Origin of the sequence: Rhizobium sp. BR 317 (assembly GCF_047445835.1) — a bacterium.
Taxonomy (GTDB): Bacteria; Pseudomonadota; Alphaproteobacteria; order Rhizobiales; family Rhizobiaceae; genus Rhizobium; species Rhizobium paranaense.
In genome coordinates this window covers 187,124-202,395 of sequence record NZ_JARWLB010000006.1, presented here as the reverse complement: position 1 = coordinate 202,395, position 15,272 = coordinate 187,124, and the positions used below count along the sequence as shown (strand labels likewise).

The following is a 15,272-nucleotide window of genomic DNA, read 5'->3' as shown; positions in this document are numbered from 1 at the left end:
GGCTCCCATGACCGAAACAGCCACGCAGAAGCCCATTCCTGTCACCGTCCTGACCGGCTATCTCGGCGCCGGCAAGACGACGCTGCTGAACCGTATCCTCTCCGAAAACCACGGCAAGAAATATGCCGTCATCGTCAATGAGTTCGGCGAGATCGGCATCGACAATGATCTGATCGTGGAATCCGACGAAGAAATCTACGAGATGAACAATGGCTGCGTCTGTTGCACGGTGCGTGGAGACCTGATCCGCGTCGTTGAGGGCTTGATGCGCCGTCCCGGCCGTTTCGACGGCATCATCGTTGAAACCACCGGCCTTGCTGATCCGGTTCCCGTCGCTCAGACCTTCTTCATGGATGACGATGTGCGCGCCAAGACCGAACTCGATGCCGTCGTTGCCCTTGTCGATGCCAAGCATCTGCCGTTGCGCCTGAAGGACAGCCGCGAGGCGGAAGACCAGATCGCCTTTGCCGATGTGGTCGTCATCAACAAGTCCGATCTCGTCTCTGCGGAAGAGCTGGCTCAGATCGAAGACATCGTCCGCGCCATCAACCCGGCCGCCCGCGTCTACAAGACCACTCGCTCCGGCGTCGATCTCGCCCGCGTTCTGAACCAGGGCGCCTTCAACCTCGAGCGCGCACTGGAAAACGATCCACATTTCCTCGAGCACGGCCATGACGATCATGTCTGCGGCCCGGATTGCGATCATCACGACCATGATCACCATCATCATGACCACGATCACGATCACGATCATCACCACCATGATCATGATCACGACCACCATCACCACGCCCCGTCGCCAATACACGACGTGACCGTACAGTCGGTCTCGTTGCGCGGCGGTGAGATGAACCCGGAGCGCTTCTTCCCCTGGATCCAGAAGGTCACGCAAACGGACGGCCCGAACATTCTGCGCCTCAAGGGCATTATCGCCTTCAAGGGAGATGCGGAGCGCTATGTTGTCCAGGGCGTGCACATGATCATCGAAGGTGATCACCAGCGCCCTTGGAAGGATGGCGAAAAGCATGAGAGCCGCCTGGTCTTCATCGGCCGCGAACTCGACCGGGAAAAGCTGGAAAACAGCTTCAAGGCCTGCGAGGCGGCCGCCTGATGCCGACTGTTGCTCCGCTTGATATCGACGGCCACGTTCTGGCCGTCGAATTTTTAGGTGATACCCCCTTCTTCGCCAGCGCCGCCGGCGCGATTCATCGCCTGGAAGGCGGCGAGAAGGTGACCGAAGCCCATCAGGGCATGCTCACCTGCATTCGCGATCCCCACAGCGACAGCCTGATTTCCGGCGGTGAGGAYGGCAAGGTTCTCCGGATTGCCGCGGATGGTGGCGTTACCGTGCTTGCCGAAGCTCCGCGCAAATGGATCACCCAGGTCGCCGCCGGTCCGCAGGGCGCTGTTGCCTACGCCTACGGGAAAAGCAGCTTCGTGCGGCTGGCAGATGGCTCCATCAAGGAATTTACCGAGGAGCGCACCGTCGAAGGCATCGCCTTCGCGCCGAAGGGCCTGCGTATCGCTGTCGCGCGCTATAACGGCGTGTCGCTGCATTGGGTCGGCATGGCCGCGCAGCCGGTCAATCTGGAGTGGAAGGGCGCCCATACCGGCGTCACCTTCTCTCCCGACGGTCAATTCGTCGTCACCAGCATGCAGGAAAACGCCCTTCACGGCTGGAAGATGGACGCGAAGCCCGGCGCCGAAGCCCGGCACATGCGCATGACCGGCTATCCCGCCAAGGTGAAATCGCTCTCCTGGTCCAACAAGGGCAAGTGGCTCGCCTCCTCCGGCGCACCGGCGGCAATCGTCTGGCCGTTTCAGGGCAAAGATGGCCCGATGGGCAAGGCACCGCTGGAACTCGGCACCCGTGGCAACATCATGGCGACGTCGGTCAAGTTTCATCCGGTGGAAGACATCCTGGCGATCGGCTTCATTGACGGCATGATCCTTGCGGTGCGCATCGGCGACTCCAAGGAAGCGCTCTTGCGCCGCCCAGGCAAAGGTGCGATCACCTCCATGAGCTGGAGCAAATCCGGCAAGCTGCTCGCCTTTGCCTCCGAGGCCGGCGATTGCGGCGTGGTTGACGTTTCCGCTTGACGAGAAAGACATGGCCATGTCCCAGACAGGAACGGCAATCGCCGAACATCGCGCTGCCCTAGCCGGCAGCGTATGGGACGTGATCCGCCACGAGGCCGCCGATCTCGCCGGCCGCGAACCGACCCTGCGCCCGCTGCTCGCGGCGCAGATCATCGCAACGCAGTCGGATGCCGAAAGCCTCGCCAATGTGTTGGTCGCCCGGCTTTCCGTCGCCAAGATCGAAACCGACGATCTCTTCGCCTTGTTTCATGAGGTGCTGACGCGGCATATCGCGATCCTGCAGGCAACGGAGGCCGACCTCGTCGCCGTCCGTACCCGCGATCCCGCCTGCACGACCTATTTGCATGCGCTGTTGAACCTCAAGGGGTTCCACGCCCTGCAGACCCATCGCATCGCCCATGCGCTCTGGACGGAAGGCCGGCCGGAAATCGCCAGTTGGCTTTCCAACCTGGCCTCGCTGGTCTTCGGCCCGGATATTCATCCGGCGGCAAGGATCGGCTCGTCCATCATGCTCGATCACGGTTCCGGCATCGTCATCGGCGAGACTGCCGTCATCGAAGATGAAGTCTCCATTCTGCAGAATGTCACGCTCGGAGGCACCGGCAAGGAAACCGGCGACCGGCATCMGAAGATCCGCCACGGCGTCATGATCGGCGCCGGCGCAAAAATCCTCGGCAACATTGAAGTCGGCGCCTTCAGCAAGGTTGCGGCTGGTAGCGTCGTGGTGAAGCCGGTTCCGGCCCATTGCACCGTCGCCGGCGTACCAGCCACGGTCGTCCGCATCCACCGCGCCGACGAAATTCCGGCCGAGACGATGGATCAGAACATCTAGTTGAACGCGCCGCGGCCTCGTGGCCGACCCTCGTGGTTCGAGGCCCTGCCGCCATCGCTACGCTCCGGCGTCAGTGCACCTCACCATGAGGACGGAATGAGCGCCAGTATTTGAAAATCAAATGGCTTTCTCTGTCTCAAGCACTGAGCTGCTTGAGCGGCGGAGCGGGAGGAGGAGCCCTCATGGTGAGGAGGCCCATAGGGCCGTCTCGAACCACGAGGGCGGATGAAGGAGCTCACCTTTAGCCCGTGACATAAGGTAGCATCGCCGCGTTTCCCGACGGGCGCTCTCCGTTGGTCATTGGCCCTCGCTGCAGAATCAGCCTTTTGTCGCCCGCCGCCATGTTCGACAAAAGCGGAATCCCCTCGCCCTATCCTTCATGGAACTGTCATGCTCCGTTGATAGCTCGAAATGGTTCTTTCCGCCTCGGCGCGGCGCATTTTAAGCGTCGAGGCACGGACCCCCACTCGAGAGGATATGACAATGATCCGTCTTTCGCGTCGCGCCGCCCTTGCCGCCGGCAGCGCGCTTACCCTGATTTCGCTCTGTTCCACCGCCGGCGCTGCCGATAAGGCCCCGCCAACCAATACCGCGATGCCGATCAAGCATCTGGTCGTCGTCTTCCAGGAAAACGTTTCCTTCGACCATTATTTCGCGACCTACCCCAAGGCCGCAAACGTCGATGGTGAGCCGGCATTCAAGGCCGCGGATAACACGCCGACCGATATCAACACGCTCGCCAATGCCGGTCTTCTCGACAACAATCCAAACAAGACGAATGCGGCGAACKGCGCCGATGCTGCCGCTCCTTTCCGCCTCGATCGCACGCAGGCAGCAACCCAGTCGCAGAACCACGGCTATACCGCCGAGCAAGCCGCTTACAACAACTTCGCGATGGACCTGTTCCCGGCCAATACCGGCAGGGGCACCAAGGGTGCTGCCGGCGCTTTCGGCACCAAGGGCCAGGTCATGGGCTATTATGACGGCAACACCGTCACGGCGCTCTGGAACTACGCTCAGCACTATGCCCTGAACGACAATTCCTTCTCCACCAATTTCGGCCCGTCGACCCCCGGCGCGCTGAACCTCATCTCCGGCCAGACCAACGGCGCCATCCTGCCGCCCGGCTATACGCTGGAGAAGGACGGCACCTATTCCAAGGGCCGTATCGTGCCTGACGGCAATGGCGGCTGGACTGTCATCAGCGACTTCGATCCGACTGGCGACGTCTGCTCGGTCGGCCAGACGGGGCTGATGTACGGCAAGAACATCGGCGACATGCTGAACGAACACAACATCACCTGGGGCTTCTTCGAAGGCGGCTTCGATCTGACGGTGACCAATGCCGACGGCACGACGGGCTGCAAACGCGCAACGACCTCGACAGTCACCCAGGTCAACAGCGTTGACTATATCCCGCATCACCAGCCGTTCCAGTACTACGCCTCGACCGCAAACCCGACGCATGCGCGTCCGTCCTCGGTTGCTGCGATCGGCAGCACTGATGCGGCCAACCACCAGTACGACATGACGGACTTCTATGCGGCGCTGAAGAACGGCAACATGCCGACCGTCAGCTTCCTGAAGGCACCTGCCTATCAGGACGGTCATGCCGGCTATTCCGATCCGCTCGACGAGCAGGAATTCGTGACCCAGGTGGTCAATACCGTTCAGAATTCGCCGGATTGGAAGGACACTGCCATCATCGTGCTCTACGACGATTCCGACGGCTGGTATGACCACGCCCACGCTGTCGTCAATCCGTCGAAGATTGGCGTCAAGGGTTATGACGTGCTGAACGGCGACGGTTGCTCCACCGGTACGCCGCTGCCGGGCGTCAACGGACAGCCGGCCCAGGGCCGCTGCGGCTACGGCACGCGCCAGCCGCTGCTGGTGATCTCGCCCTACTCCAAGGTCAACTTCGTCGACCACACCTTGACCGACCAGACCTCCGTCATGCGCTTCATTGAAGACAACTGGATGGCCGGCGAACGCCTCGGTGGCGGCTCGTTCGATGCGATTTCCGGCTCGCTGAACAACATGTTCGATTGGTCGAAGGGCGATGCGCAGAAGTTGATCCTCGACACGAAGACCGGCAACAGCGCTTCCTAAGCCAAGAACGAGGGGATGGACGATGTCCTTGAAGAAGCACCATTTCCTTCCCCTGATCGCACTCGCGAGCGTCTCGCTCGCGGGGGCGACCATCGGCTTGGCGAGCGAACCCGCCGCCAATGCCGTCGCCGCAAATACCTATGACGATCCGGCTTCGCTGAGCGCCGTTGCTCAGCTCGGCAAGAAGCTGTTCTTCGATCCATCGCTCTCGAGGAGCGGCCAGATGTCGTGCGCGACCTGCCACGATCCCAACAACCACTATGCGCCGGCTAATGACCACGCCGTGCAGCTCGGCGGCCCGCATCTCGACCAGCCGGGCATCCGCACCGTACCGAGCCTCGCCTACAAAATGTTGACGCCTTCCTTCTCCGTCGGCGCGGAAAGTGCTGCCGACGAAGCAGCCGAAGCAGCACCAATGACTGAGGCCTCCGGCGTGGCGCTCGCCAATACCCCCGCCACCGTCGCGGGGCCGCTGACTGCGCAGGCCGTCGTCAAGGCCGATTCGAATGCGCCGGATATGGTGCCGCAGGGCGGCATGTTCTGGGACGGCCGGGTCGATTCGCTGCAAGAACAAGCGCTGCAGCCGATGATCTCGCCCTTCGAGATGGCCAATGCCGATGCTGCCACCGTCTATGCCAAGCTGAAACAGAGCTACGGCAAGGACATTGGCGCCCTCTTCGGCAACAATATCCTCAACGACCAGGATATGACGATCGCCGAAGTCGGTTTTGCGCTGGCGCGCTATCAGATCGAAGAGCCCTCCTTCCATCCGTTTTCGAGCAAATACGACTATTATCTGCGCGGCAAGGCGGTGCTCTCGGACGCTGAAATGCGCGGACTGAAGCTGTTCGACGATCCCAAGAAGGGCAATTGCGCCTCCTGCCATCTCGACAAGATGACGGGCGACGGCCAGATGCCGAACTTCACCGATTTCGAATTCGAGGCGCTTGGCACACCGCGCAATCCAGACATTCCGGCCAATGCCGACGCGCATTATTACGATACCGGCATCTGCGGCCCGCTGCGCAACGACACCTACTCGGCCCAGCCGCAGAATTGCGGGCTCTTCAAGACCCCGACGCTGCGCAATGTCGCCGCCCGCCACGTCTTCTTCCACAATGGCGTCTACCACTCGTTGGAGGATGTCACCCGCTTCTACGTCAAGCGCGATACCAATCCGGCCGAGATCTATCCAAAGGATGCGAGTGGCAAGATCCTGCAATACAACGACCTGCCGGCACAATATCAGGCCAATATCGACGTCATCGACGCGCCCATGAACCGCAAACTCGGCAATGCCCCGGCTCTGAACGATACGGAAATCGCCGATGTCGTCGCATTTCTGAAAACGCTGACGGACGGCTACGATCCGGCGAAGGACGGCGTGAAGGCGGCCAAATAAAAACGCCTCCGCTCAGGATGGGCGAAGGCGAATCGAGATTTTTGAGCAGTTCAGCGTCTCACGGGATCGCCAAACCGCTTTATTTGTTTGTCTTACGCAGCCTTGGCGATCGGCGGCTGAGCAAGCTTGCGGCCGCTGGCGACGATTATGCCGGCAGCGCTGTCGAGCCAGCCTTCCTTGAGCTCAAGAGCAAGGAAACGCTCGCGCTGGAACGGGCCGGGCATGATAAGATGGCGGGTCTTTGCGGCAAAGAAGCCGAAGCGCTCATAGTAGGGCGCATCGCCGACGAGCAGGATCGCACCATGGCCGCGCTTCTTGGCTTCCAGGATGGCTGCGCGCATCAGCGCCGAACCCATACCCTTGCCTTCATAGGCGGGATCGACCGCTAGCGGCCCGAGCAGCAGCGCATCGACCGGACGGGTCTCGCGATCGACACCGGCCTCGACGTTCCACAGGCGAACCGTGCCGACGACATGACCGGCGCGATCGCGGGCGACCAGTGCCAGGCCTTCGGCCGGAACGCGGCCCTGGCGCAACTTTTCGGACGACTTCTTGCGGCGCTCCGCGCCCATGGCGCGATCCAGCAGATTTTCGCGCGCAACGACATCGCCTGCGTTTTCCAGGTCGAGGGTGAAAGTGGAAGGCGCAAAGAATGCGCGTACAGAATCAAGAACAGCGGCCATCTCGGCCTCCCGTGCCCAATACCGTTATCAGCGGTGCTAAAGGGAATTGTGAGTTTGCCGCCCCGGCTGATTACGGGGCCGGCGATATCAGACCTCAGCTAAGCTGAGGTTTCTCTTTGGCATGATCTTATCCGAAAACCGCTTCGCACTTTTCGGGATGCATGCCTTAGATGATATAGGCCTTCAGCGGATCGAAGCCGTTGAACGCCACAGCCGAGTAGGTCGTGGTGTAGGCACCGGTGCCTTCGATCAGGACCTCGTCGCCAATGGTGAGCGTCACCGGCAGCGGATAGAGGTTCTTTTCATAGAGCACGTCGGCCGAATCACAGGTCGGGCCGGCAATGACGCAGGCTTCCATTTCGTCGGCGTCGCGCTCCGTGCGGATCGGGTAGCGGATCGCCTCGTCCATGGTTTCGGCGAGGCCGCCGAACTTGCCGATGTCGAGAAAGACCCAGCGAGCGGCATCGTTGTCCGACTTCTTCGAAATCAGGACGACTTCAGCCTTGATCACGCCGGCATTGCCGATCATGCCGCGGCCCGGCTCGATGATCGTGTGCGGGATCTGGTTGCCGAAATGAGCGCGCAGAGAAGCAAAGATCGCCTTGCCATAGGCTTCAGCCGACGGAACGTCGCGCAGATACTTGGTCGGGAAACCGCCGCCCATGTTGACCATCTGCAGGTGGATACCCTGCTTGGCGAGCGAGACGAAGACGCGCTTGGCATCGGCAAGAGCCGCATCCCAGGCATCGACCTTGGTCATCTGCGAGCCKACATGGAACGACACGCCGTAGGATTGCAGACCGAGCTGATGGGCGTAGACGAGAACGTCGACAGCCATCTGCGGGACGCAGCCGAACTTGCGGGAAAGCGGCCATTCGGCGCCTTCACCGTCGGTCAGGACGCGGCAGAACACACGGGCGCCGGGAGCGGCACGGGAAATCTTCTCGACTTCCTCATGGCTGTCGACGGCGAAGAGGTTGATACCGAGTGCATGCGCACGGGCGATATCGCGCTCCTTCTTGATCGTGTTGCCGAAGGAGATGCGGGCAGCCGTCGCACCAGCGTCGAGCGCCATTTCGATTTCAGCGACGGACGCGCAATCGAAGTTGGAGCCAAGGCTTGCGAGCAGGCGCAGCACTTCCGGAGCCGGGTTGGCCTTGACAGCATAGTAGATGGCGCTGTCGGGCATGGCATGACGGAAAGCGTGAAAATTGTCGCGAACGACATCGAGATCGACGATTAGGCAGGGACCGTCCGGACGTCGGGTAGCGAGAAAGTCGCGAATACGTTGCGTGGTCATGTCAAATCCCTTTCAATTCCAAAAGCTCCGGGAGAAAGACCCAGAGGACAAAGGGCGACGCTCATTCGCTCAGGTACCAGCCGGTGGAGACCCCGGAACCATGCAAATGCGCGAAGCGCGGATAATGAACCAGTGCCGCAAGCGGCGCTAATTCGCTTTGTCTGCCATGGATTGGAGGGATAATCCCAACCGCACTTCCGGCAATGAAGGTGTGCCTCTTCAGTAACCCCGGCTGATGGAAAGCCGGGAGAGAACAAAAAGGCCCGCACCGTCGTTGCTTCAGATGTCCTCGCATTTTCCGGTTGGCCGGAATAGCGACTGGAGGGGTTAATTCCAGGTACCTTACCGATTTTCTCACCACATCGAGGATCGGCGGACACCCACGGGCACGTGCGACTTTGGGCTGAAACCGAAATAGGAATATTCGCCGACATAATCAAGAATTTTTTTCGCCTATGCCCGAAAAAAATAATTGAACAAATCGGCGCATTTTGTTCAATAACTTGCGACAGTTAACGAGGGCTTCGCCATGGACACTTTGACCCGGATTCGCGCCTTCATCGACGTGGTCGAAGCCGAAGGTTTTTCCGCGGCCGCCAGGAAAACCGGACGCTCCAAGGCACTGCTTTCCAAATATGTCCGAGAGCTCGAGGACGAGCTTGGCGCTCTCCTGCTTAATCGCACGACGCGCCAATTCTCCATGACGGAAGCCGGCCATACCTATTATCGCACCGCTTCCGACATCCTTAAGGAGATTGACAATCTCGCCGATCTCGTGCGGGAGAGCAATCAGCAGCTCAAAGGCCGCCTGCGAGTCTCCGTGCCGCGCACCTTCGTCGATGCAGATGTCGGACAATCGCTAATCGACTTCGCCAAGGAAAACCMCGAGCTCGCGCTGGAAATCGCCGCCGACGATCGTTTCGTCGACCTGATCGAGGAAGGCTTTGACGTTGCCGTGCGCATCACCAAGCTCGAAGATTCCGGCATGATCGCCCGCAAGATCTCGGACTTCCGCGTCCATCTTTGCGCAACGCAGGATTTCCTCGACCGCCACCCCGCCTTKGAACGTCCAGCCGATCTCAGCCGCGTGCCTTTCATCATCGACACCAATACTCGCTCGCAAGGCAATATTCGTTTCGTCGATGCCGACAGCACCGCCTTCAACGTCGCCATCAACGGCACGCTCGAAGTTAATAGCCCGCATGCGACGCTGCGAGCAGCGCTTGCCGGCCTCGGCATCGCCGTCGTTCCGGATTTCATCGGCCGCAAGGCGATCGAAAGCGGGCAACTGCTGACGCTGTTCAACGATTATCTTCCGACCGACCGCGGCATCTACGCTGTCTATCCGCACCGCCGCTACCTGCCGGCCAAGGTGCGCATCTTTGTCGACTATCTGCATAACTGGTTCCGCAAGCACGGCTGAAGCGCCTCAGCCTGGCCGACCGGTCCCAATTCCGTCTCATTTCCTGACCAGTAAACGAAGTGAATCAGTGCTCACGAAACATATCGGACGCATGAGAAAATCCACGACCGCCTATGCTCTTGCCCTGACCGGCGGCCTGCTGCTTTTGCCGGTCGCAGCATCGGCGCATCCGCACATCTTCGTCGAAGCACGCCTGGAGGTGCTTGCCGGCTCCGATGGGGCCGTGCAGGAGCTGCGCAATGTCTGGCGCTTCGACGAGGTCTTCTCTTCCTCGGTGCTGATGGATTTCGACAAGAACACCAATCTGAAGCTCGATCCGGACGAGCTCAAGGAAGTCGGCAAAACAGTGCGCGATTCGCTGGCCGACTACGACTACTACACAAATCTGACGTTCAACGGCAAAGCCATCAAGGTGAACAAGCCCGACGTCATCAATGTCGACTACAAGGACGGCCAGCTCCTGATGTTCTTCGCCGTCAAGCCGTCCGAGCCGATGCCGCTGAAGGGCAACAAGCTCAGCTTCGGCATCTACGATCCAACACTTTACACCTCGATCGATTTCCCCAGCGACAATGAGCTGGTGACGGAAGGCGATGCCTTCAAAAGCTGCACGCAGAAGGTCGTGCGCCCCAATCCTGACGAGGTCATCGCCGAAAACAAGTCAACATTGACGGATGCCTTCTTCAACGATCTAACGGGAACGACGATGTCGAAGCTCTTCGCAACGCGGATGGACGTCCAATGCTGACGCGCCGGATAGCGCAGCTGCTTCCAACAGTGGCTCTCGCCTTTCTGGCAGTGGCAAGCCTTGCACACGCCACCGGATCGCCCCTCGGCATCGGCACTGCGGAACCGAGCTTCCAGCCCACGGGCGGGCCTCTGGCGCCGATCTTCCTCTATGTGAATTACGAACAGCAGGCCTTCTATCGGGCGCTTACCAAATCGATCGAGGCCATGCGCCAGGACCCCTGGCAGCTCTGGACGCTGATCGGCCTCTCCTTCGCTTACGGCATCTTCCATGCCGCCGGCCCGGGCCACGGCAAGGCCGTCATCTCGTCCTACATGGTGGCCAACGAGATTGAGCTGAAGCGCGGCATTGTGATTTCGTTCATCTCGGCCTTCATCCAGGGCCTCGTTGCCGTCCTCGTCGTCGGTGCCGCTTATTTCGTCCTGCGCGGCTCGGGCATCACCATGACGATGGCCACCAACGCGATGGAGATCACCAGCTTCGTCATGGTGATCATCTTCGGAAGCTGGCTACTGTTTCGAAAATTGCGCTCGATGATCCAGAGCCGGCCACAACGCCAGGAAGTGCAGCTCGCGACATCGGCCGGTCCGATCAGCATGTCGCTGCTCGAAGACGCCTCGAACGGCACGGCTCCCGCACAAAGACTCTCGCACTTTCGCGCCACGCCGCAGGCGGGCAACCGATATAATTGCGACGATCCGACCCATGATGCGGCCAATGGCATGGTCTGCGAGACCTGCGGCCATTCCCACCTGCCCGACCCCAAAATGCTGTCGAACGAGAAGTTCAGCGTCCGCGAAGCCTGGTCGGCGATCATTACCGTCGGCCTGCGCCCCTGCTCCGGCGCACTGCTGGTCATGACGTTCTCGATGCTGAACGGGCTCTATCTCGGCGGCTTATTGTCCGTCATCGCCATGTCGGTCGGGACGGCGCTGACCGTGTCGCTGCTCGCCATCATCGCCGTTTTCGCCAAGGGCACCGCCGTGCATTTCACCGGCCGCGGATCGCGGCTCTCGATGTGGGTCGGCAATGGCATAGAAATTCTGGGCGCGCTGTTGGTCATCTGCACTGGCATCGTGCTGCTCGGCGCGTCGCTGCAGACCTGACCGGTGGATTATCGGCTCTTGCGCCTCTGGTAGCGGGCTCTCAGCCAGAAGACCAGGAAAAAGGCCAGGATCACGAGCACGCCGAAGCCGGTGCCGAGCCACGGCGAAACATCGCCGAGCCGGACGATCACATCAGGCATCAAGTACAATAGCACCATGGCGGCCAGCAGGATGATGGCGGCGGCGATCGCCGAGGAGCGGGTTTCGCTGTTTTTATCCGTCAAAATTGCCAATCCTTCGCGCACCGCTACTCTTTGTCCGGCGAAGGCTTAGGCCAGCCGCCCGCGAAAGGCAACCGGCCCTTTCCTCGACGATGATCAGACCTTGGCGCTCGCGACCGTTGCCTCGATGTGGTCGACCAGCGCATCGGCGAGACCGAGCCGGCCGGCAAGAAGATCGAGATAGCCGCGTTCTGCGCGTGAGTCCGGTTCGATCGCCAGGCGCGAGGCGGTGTAGACCTGCACGCGTTGTTCTTCCGTTTTCGCCGATGCGACGATGGCGTCGAGATCGACGGGATTGGCAAGCTCGCGCTCGAAAAAGCTTTCCGCTTCCGCGCCGACACCCGCTTCCTGCACCTTGCCGAGAATATGCTGCCGCTCCGCATCATCGATATGCCCATCGGCGCGGGCCGCGGCGATCATGGCGCGCACGAGCGAAAGTGCAAAATCATTGCTGGTAATCGCCGGTGCCGTGCTGAAGCCGGAATTGGAAGGCGGCGGCAGAAATTGCGGCTCCGCCTGCTGAGCGGGTTGCTGCGCCGGCTGCGGTGCATTGCCAGCCTGATAGTTCTTGTAGGCCTGATAGCCGAGCCCGGCGATGGCGGCGAGACCACCGAGCGTCAGGACATTGCCGGTAATCTCGCGGCCTGTCTTCGTGCCCAGCAGAACGCCGGCAATGGCGCTGGTCGCCAACGGATTGTCCCTGGCGAGATTGATGGCCTCGCTCGCCTTGTCTCTCACGCTTCCCTGCATTCCCGGAACTTGCGATCCGAGGAATTGGTCCAGAAGCTTGCGGGCGTCGATCATGTGGATGGTCCTCCCTCCTTGGTGAAAGCATGATCCCAAAAACTACGCAGCGGTTTTTGGACGAACTCATGCGCAAACAAAATGCGAGAGGGAGATAGGAAGGTGGGACCGCAAATACAAATCCGCTGAAACGCAAAAGGGCGCGCATGAGGCCATGCGCGCCCTTTGATCGAGTTTTCGGAAGGCTCAGCCCTTCAGCGCGGCGGCTTCGGCGGCAAGCTTGGTGATGCCAGCCCAATCGCCAGCCGCGACCAGTTCCTTCGGTGCAACCCAGGAGCCGCCGACGCAGATGACGTTCGGCAGCGACAGGTAATCATGGGCATTCTTCAGCGAAATGCCGCCGGTCGGGCAGAACAGCGTGCCTGCCAGCGGCGAGGACAGTGCCTTCAGATAGGCAGCGCCGCCAGCCTGTTCGGCCGGGAAGAACTTCAGCACCTTGTAGCCTTCCTCGCGCAGCGCCATGACTTCGCTCGCCGTAGCCGCACCTGGCAGCAGCGGCACGTCGGAGGTGCGGGCGACATCCAGCAGCTCCTGCGTCGTGCCAGGGCTGACGATGAACTTGGAGCCGGCTTCGACGGCCGCTTCCCATTGCGCAACATTCAGGATCGTGCCGGCGCCGACTTCAGCGCCTTCGACTTCCTCGGCCACAGCCCGGACCGCATCGAGCGCGCCGGCGGTCCGCAGCGTGATCTCGATGGCCTTCAAGCCACCGGCGACAAGCGCACGGGCGAGCGGCACGGCCGACTTCGCGTCTTCGACGATGAGGACGGGGACGACGGGTTGCAATTTCAGGATGGAAAGAAGCTTTTCGGTTTTCTCGCCCATGGTCGGCGTGCTCCCTTAAAACGATTGAAATCCGGTTTCCGAATAGCCTTCCCGAGAGCCGTTGTCGAGACAAAAGCTGAGTTTGAACATGACGGGTAGGAAATGCAAAAAACTTCCGTTAGTCTATCTACATATGATGCTGGCGGAGCATGTCGAGCATATGGCAAAAGAGATCGAGCGCAAGTTTCTGGTCCGGGGGGATCATTGGCGCGACCTCGTTTCCGAGAAACTCACCTTACGGCAGGCCTATGTCGCCTCCATGGACGATCGTTCCGTTCGCGTTCGCTTGACGAACGACACGGTCGCGACCCTGACGATGAAGATCGGCAGGGCGATGACGCGGGATGAATTCGAATATGAAATCCCCGTCGCAGATGCCGAAGAGTTGCTCGGCAACGCCATCGGCCTGGTTATAGAAAAGATTCGCTACAAGGTCCCGTTCAAGGGCTTCGTCTGGGAAGTCGACGTTTTTCGCGGCGCGCATCGCGGCCTGGTGATCGCCGAGGTCGAGATGGAGGACGAAAGCGACGATCCGGAATTGCCGGACTGGGTCGGCCGCGAGGTGACTGGCGAATACCGCTACTCCAACCAGGCGCTCGCGACGCAATTCGAACAGGAATACGATGAGTTATCGCATTCGGCCTGACAGGGCCTTTGATGACGAGGTGCAGGCCGCCGCCGCACAACAGCTCGGCAAAGTGGTTGCGGCACTGACCGATCGGCCGGAGGGATTGCACGAGGCAGTGCATACGGCACGCAAGCATATCAAGCGCATACGCGCACTTTATCGGCTGATCGCCCGGCGGGCGCCGGAATTCCAGCAACAGCAAAACGACAGGCTGCGGGAGATGGCGCAAACCCTCTCCGGCGTTCGCGACGCCACCGCCCTAGTCGAGGCCGCCCGCTATCTGCACGAAACGGCGACATCCGAGGACGAGGCCCAGGCGCTTGCCCGGGTCATCGACGTGCTCACGACCCGGCGCGACCGGCTATCGGCGGAAGAAACCGATCTCGAAGAGAAGGCGGAAAAGGCAATCGCCACCTGCCGCGAAGCACTGGACGCGCTGAAAGCCACCTCCTTCGGCAGCGGCCGGCGCGCGACCGCACGCATCTTTCAAAAGAGCTGGCGCAAAACAGGGCGCAAGGCGACGGTGGCACTCTGCGAATGCCATGCCGAGGGCCATAGCGATCACTTTCACGAGCTGCGCAAACGCAGCCAGGATTGCTGGATGCATCATGCGCTGCTGCGCGACATCTGGCCGGCCGCCATGCACGCAAAACAGCTCGAAGCCAAGGAGCTGGTCGACATACTCGGCCGCTATCTCGACCTATCGATGCTATCCGAGGTGACCGATCGCGAGCCGCATCTCTTCAACGGCAGCGACGACCGCGCCCGCCTGCTGGAAGCAATCATCTCTCGCCAACAGGCGGCCCGCCAGGATGCGCTGACCAAGGCCCGCTGGGTTTTTGTGGACGAGCCGAAGCAGGAAGCCCGCACGATCAAACGGCTTTGGCTGGAAGCAGGGGATTGAGGAAACCAACCCCGTGCGCCAAGAACAGACAAGCAATGTCTCGCGCTCGATAGCGATTATCGCTGGTAGCTCCCAGTCGAAAGCCGTCCGACGCAACAGCGATAACGTCCCGTTAACAGTAACGTACTTGTTCCTTTTCAGCATCGTGCCAAGCTTTTGACCTCATCGGGTTGGGAGGGCACGA

15 protein-coding genes are annotated in these 15,272 nt (G+C 60.7%); 10 read left to right on the top strand and 5 right to left on the bottom strand.

Annotated elements, in window-relative coordinates; genetic code table 11:
• Positions 1-7 precede the first annotated feature (7 nt).
• The 5 genes from QD357_RS12160 to QD357_RS12140 all read left to right on the top strand — a co-directional run bounded on the left by QD357_RS12160 (position 8) and on the right by QD357_RS12140 (position 6,446).
• On the top strand, positions 8-1,111 hold the full coding sequence (locus QD357_RS12160) for a CobW family GTP-binding protein (protein WP_107109245.1): 1,104 nt from the start codon (positions 8-10) through the stop codon (positions 1,109-1,111).
• Positions 1,111-2,100 (top strand): WD40 repeat domain-containing protein, encoded by a 990-nt coding sequence (locus tag QD357_RS12155; protein WP_107109246.1) that lies wholly within the window; start codon positions 1,111-1,113, stop codon positions 2,098-2,100. The genes QD357_RS12160 and QD357_RS12155 overlap by 1 nt, the downstream gene beginning before the upstream one ends.
• Before the next feature lie 16 nt (positions 2,101-2,116).
• On the top strand, positions 2,117-2,932 hold the full coding sequence (gene cysE / locus QD357_RS12150) for a serine O-acetyltransferase (RefSeq protein ID WP_414124407.1): 816 nt from the start codon (positions 2,117-2,119) through the stop codon (positions 2,930-2,932).
• 483 nt (positions 2,933-3,415) lie between these two features.
• Positions 3,416-5,044 carry a phospholipase C gene (locus QD357_RS12145; RefSeq protein ID WP_414124380.1) on the top strand — a complete coding sequence of 543 codons (1,629 nt, stop codon included), beginning with the start codon at positions 3,416-3,418 and terminating at the stop codon, positions 5,042-5,044.
• Between the two features lie 22 nt (positions 5,045-5,066).
• Complete coding sequence (locus tag QD357_RS12140; RefSeq protein WP_107109248.1) at positions 5,067-6,446, top strand: cytochrome-c peroxidase; 1,380 nt, start codon at positions 5,067-5,069, stop codon at positions 6,444-6,446.
• Positions 6,447-6,538: 92 nt separating this feature from the next.
• Here QD357_RS12140 and QD357_RS12135 read toward each other — a convergent pair whose 3' ends face one another.
• Together QD357_RS12135 and odc2 are read right to left on the bottom strand one after the other, a co-directional pair.
• Positions 6,539-7,129 carry a GNAT family N-acetyltransferase gene (locus tag QD357_RS12135; protein WP_107109249.1) on the bottom strand — a complete coding sequence of 197 codons (591 nt, stop codon included), beginning with the start codon at positions 7,127-7,129 and terminating at the stop codon, positions 6,539-6,541.
• Positions 7,130-7,295: 166 nt separating this feature from the next.
• On the bottom strand, positions 7,296-8,429 hold the full coding sequence (gene odc2, locus QD357_RS12130; protein ID WP_107109250.1) for an ornithine/lysine decarboxylase: 1,134 nt from the start codon (positions 8,427-8,429) through the stop codon (positions 7,296-7,298).
• A 529-nt stretch (positions 8,430-8,958) separates the two neighbouring features.
• On the opposite strand from odc2, the gene QD357_RS12125 reads away from it, so the two are divergent.
• The 3 genes from QD357_RS12125 (at position 8,959) to QD357_RS12115 (ending at position 11,706) form a co-directional block, all read left to right on the top strand.
• The gene (locus tag QD357_RS12125; protein WP_414124379.1) at positions 8,959-9,852 is read left to right on the top strand and encodes a LysR family transcriptional regulator; all 894 of its coding nucleotides are present in this window, start codon (positions 8,959-8,961) and stop codon (positions 9,850-9,852) included.
• A gap of 91 nt (positions 9,853-9,943) precedes the next feature.
• A complete protein-coding gene (locus tag QD357_RS12120; RefSeq protein WP_181316094.1) occupies positions 9,944-10,600 on the top strand; it encodes a DUF1007 family protein in 657 nt (218 codons plus the stop codon).
• Positions 10,594-11,706, top strand: coding sequence for a nickel/cobalt transporter (locus QD357_RS12115; protein ID WP_107109253.1), 1,113 nt, complete (start codon positions 10,594-10,596; stop codon positions 11,704-11,706). The genes QD357_RS12120 and QD357_RS12115 overlap by 7 nt, the downstream gene beginning before the upstream one ends.
• 8 nt (positions 11,707-11,714) lie before the next feature.
• Here the strand turns inward: QD357_RS12115 and QD357_RS12110 are convergent, their stop codons facing one another.
• The 3 genes from QD357_RS12110 to QD357_RS12100 form a co-directional block, all read right to left on the bottom strand.
• Positions 11,715-11,930: a hypothetical protein gene (locus QD357_RS12110; protein WP_181316095.1), complete on the bottom strand. Its 216-nt coding sequence runs from the start codon at positions 11,928-11,930 to the stop codon at positions 11,715-11,717.
• Between the two features lie 93 nt (positions 11,931-12,023).
• The gene (locus QD357_RS12105; RefSeq protein ID WP_107109255.1) at positions 12,024-12,731 is read right to left on the bottom strand and encodes a tellurite resistance TerB family protein; all 708 of its coding nucleotides are present in this window, start codon (positions 12,729-12,731) and stop codon (positions 12,024-12,026) included.
• Between the two features lie 186 nt (positions 12,732-12,917).
• On the bottom strand, positions 12,918-13,556 hold the full coding sequence (locus tag QD357_RS12100; protein WP_107109256.1) for a 2-dehydro-3-deoxy-phosphogluconate aldolase: 639 nt from the start codon (positions 13,554-13,556) through the stop codon (positions 12,918-12,920).
• A 160-nt stretch (positions 13,557-13,716) separates the two neighbouring features.
• On the opposite strand from QD357_RS12100, the gene QD357_RS12095 reads away from it, so the two are divergent.
• Positions 13,717-14,202 carry a CYTH domain-containing protein gene (locus QD357_RS12095; protein ID WP_107109475.1) on the top strand — a complete coding sequence of 162 codons (486 nt, stop codon included), beginning with the start codon at positions 13,717-13,719 and terminating at the stop codon, positions 14,200-14,202.
• Positions 14,180-15,088, top strand: a complete 909-nt coding sequence (locus QD357_RS12090) for a CHAD domain-containing protein (RefSeq protein WP_107109257.1) — start codon at positions 14,180-14,182, stop codon at positions 15,086-15,088. Before QD357_RS12095 ends, QD357_RS12090 begins: the two co-directional genes overlap by 23 nt.
• Positions 15,089-15,272: the final 184 nt, after the last annotated feature.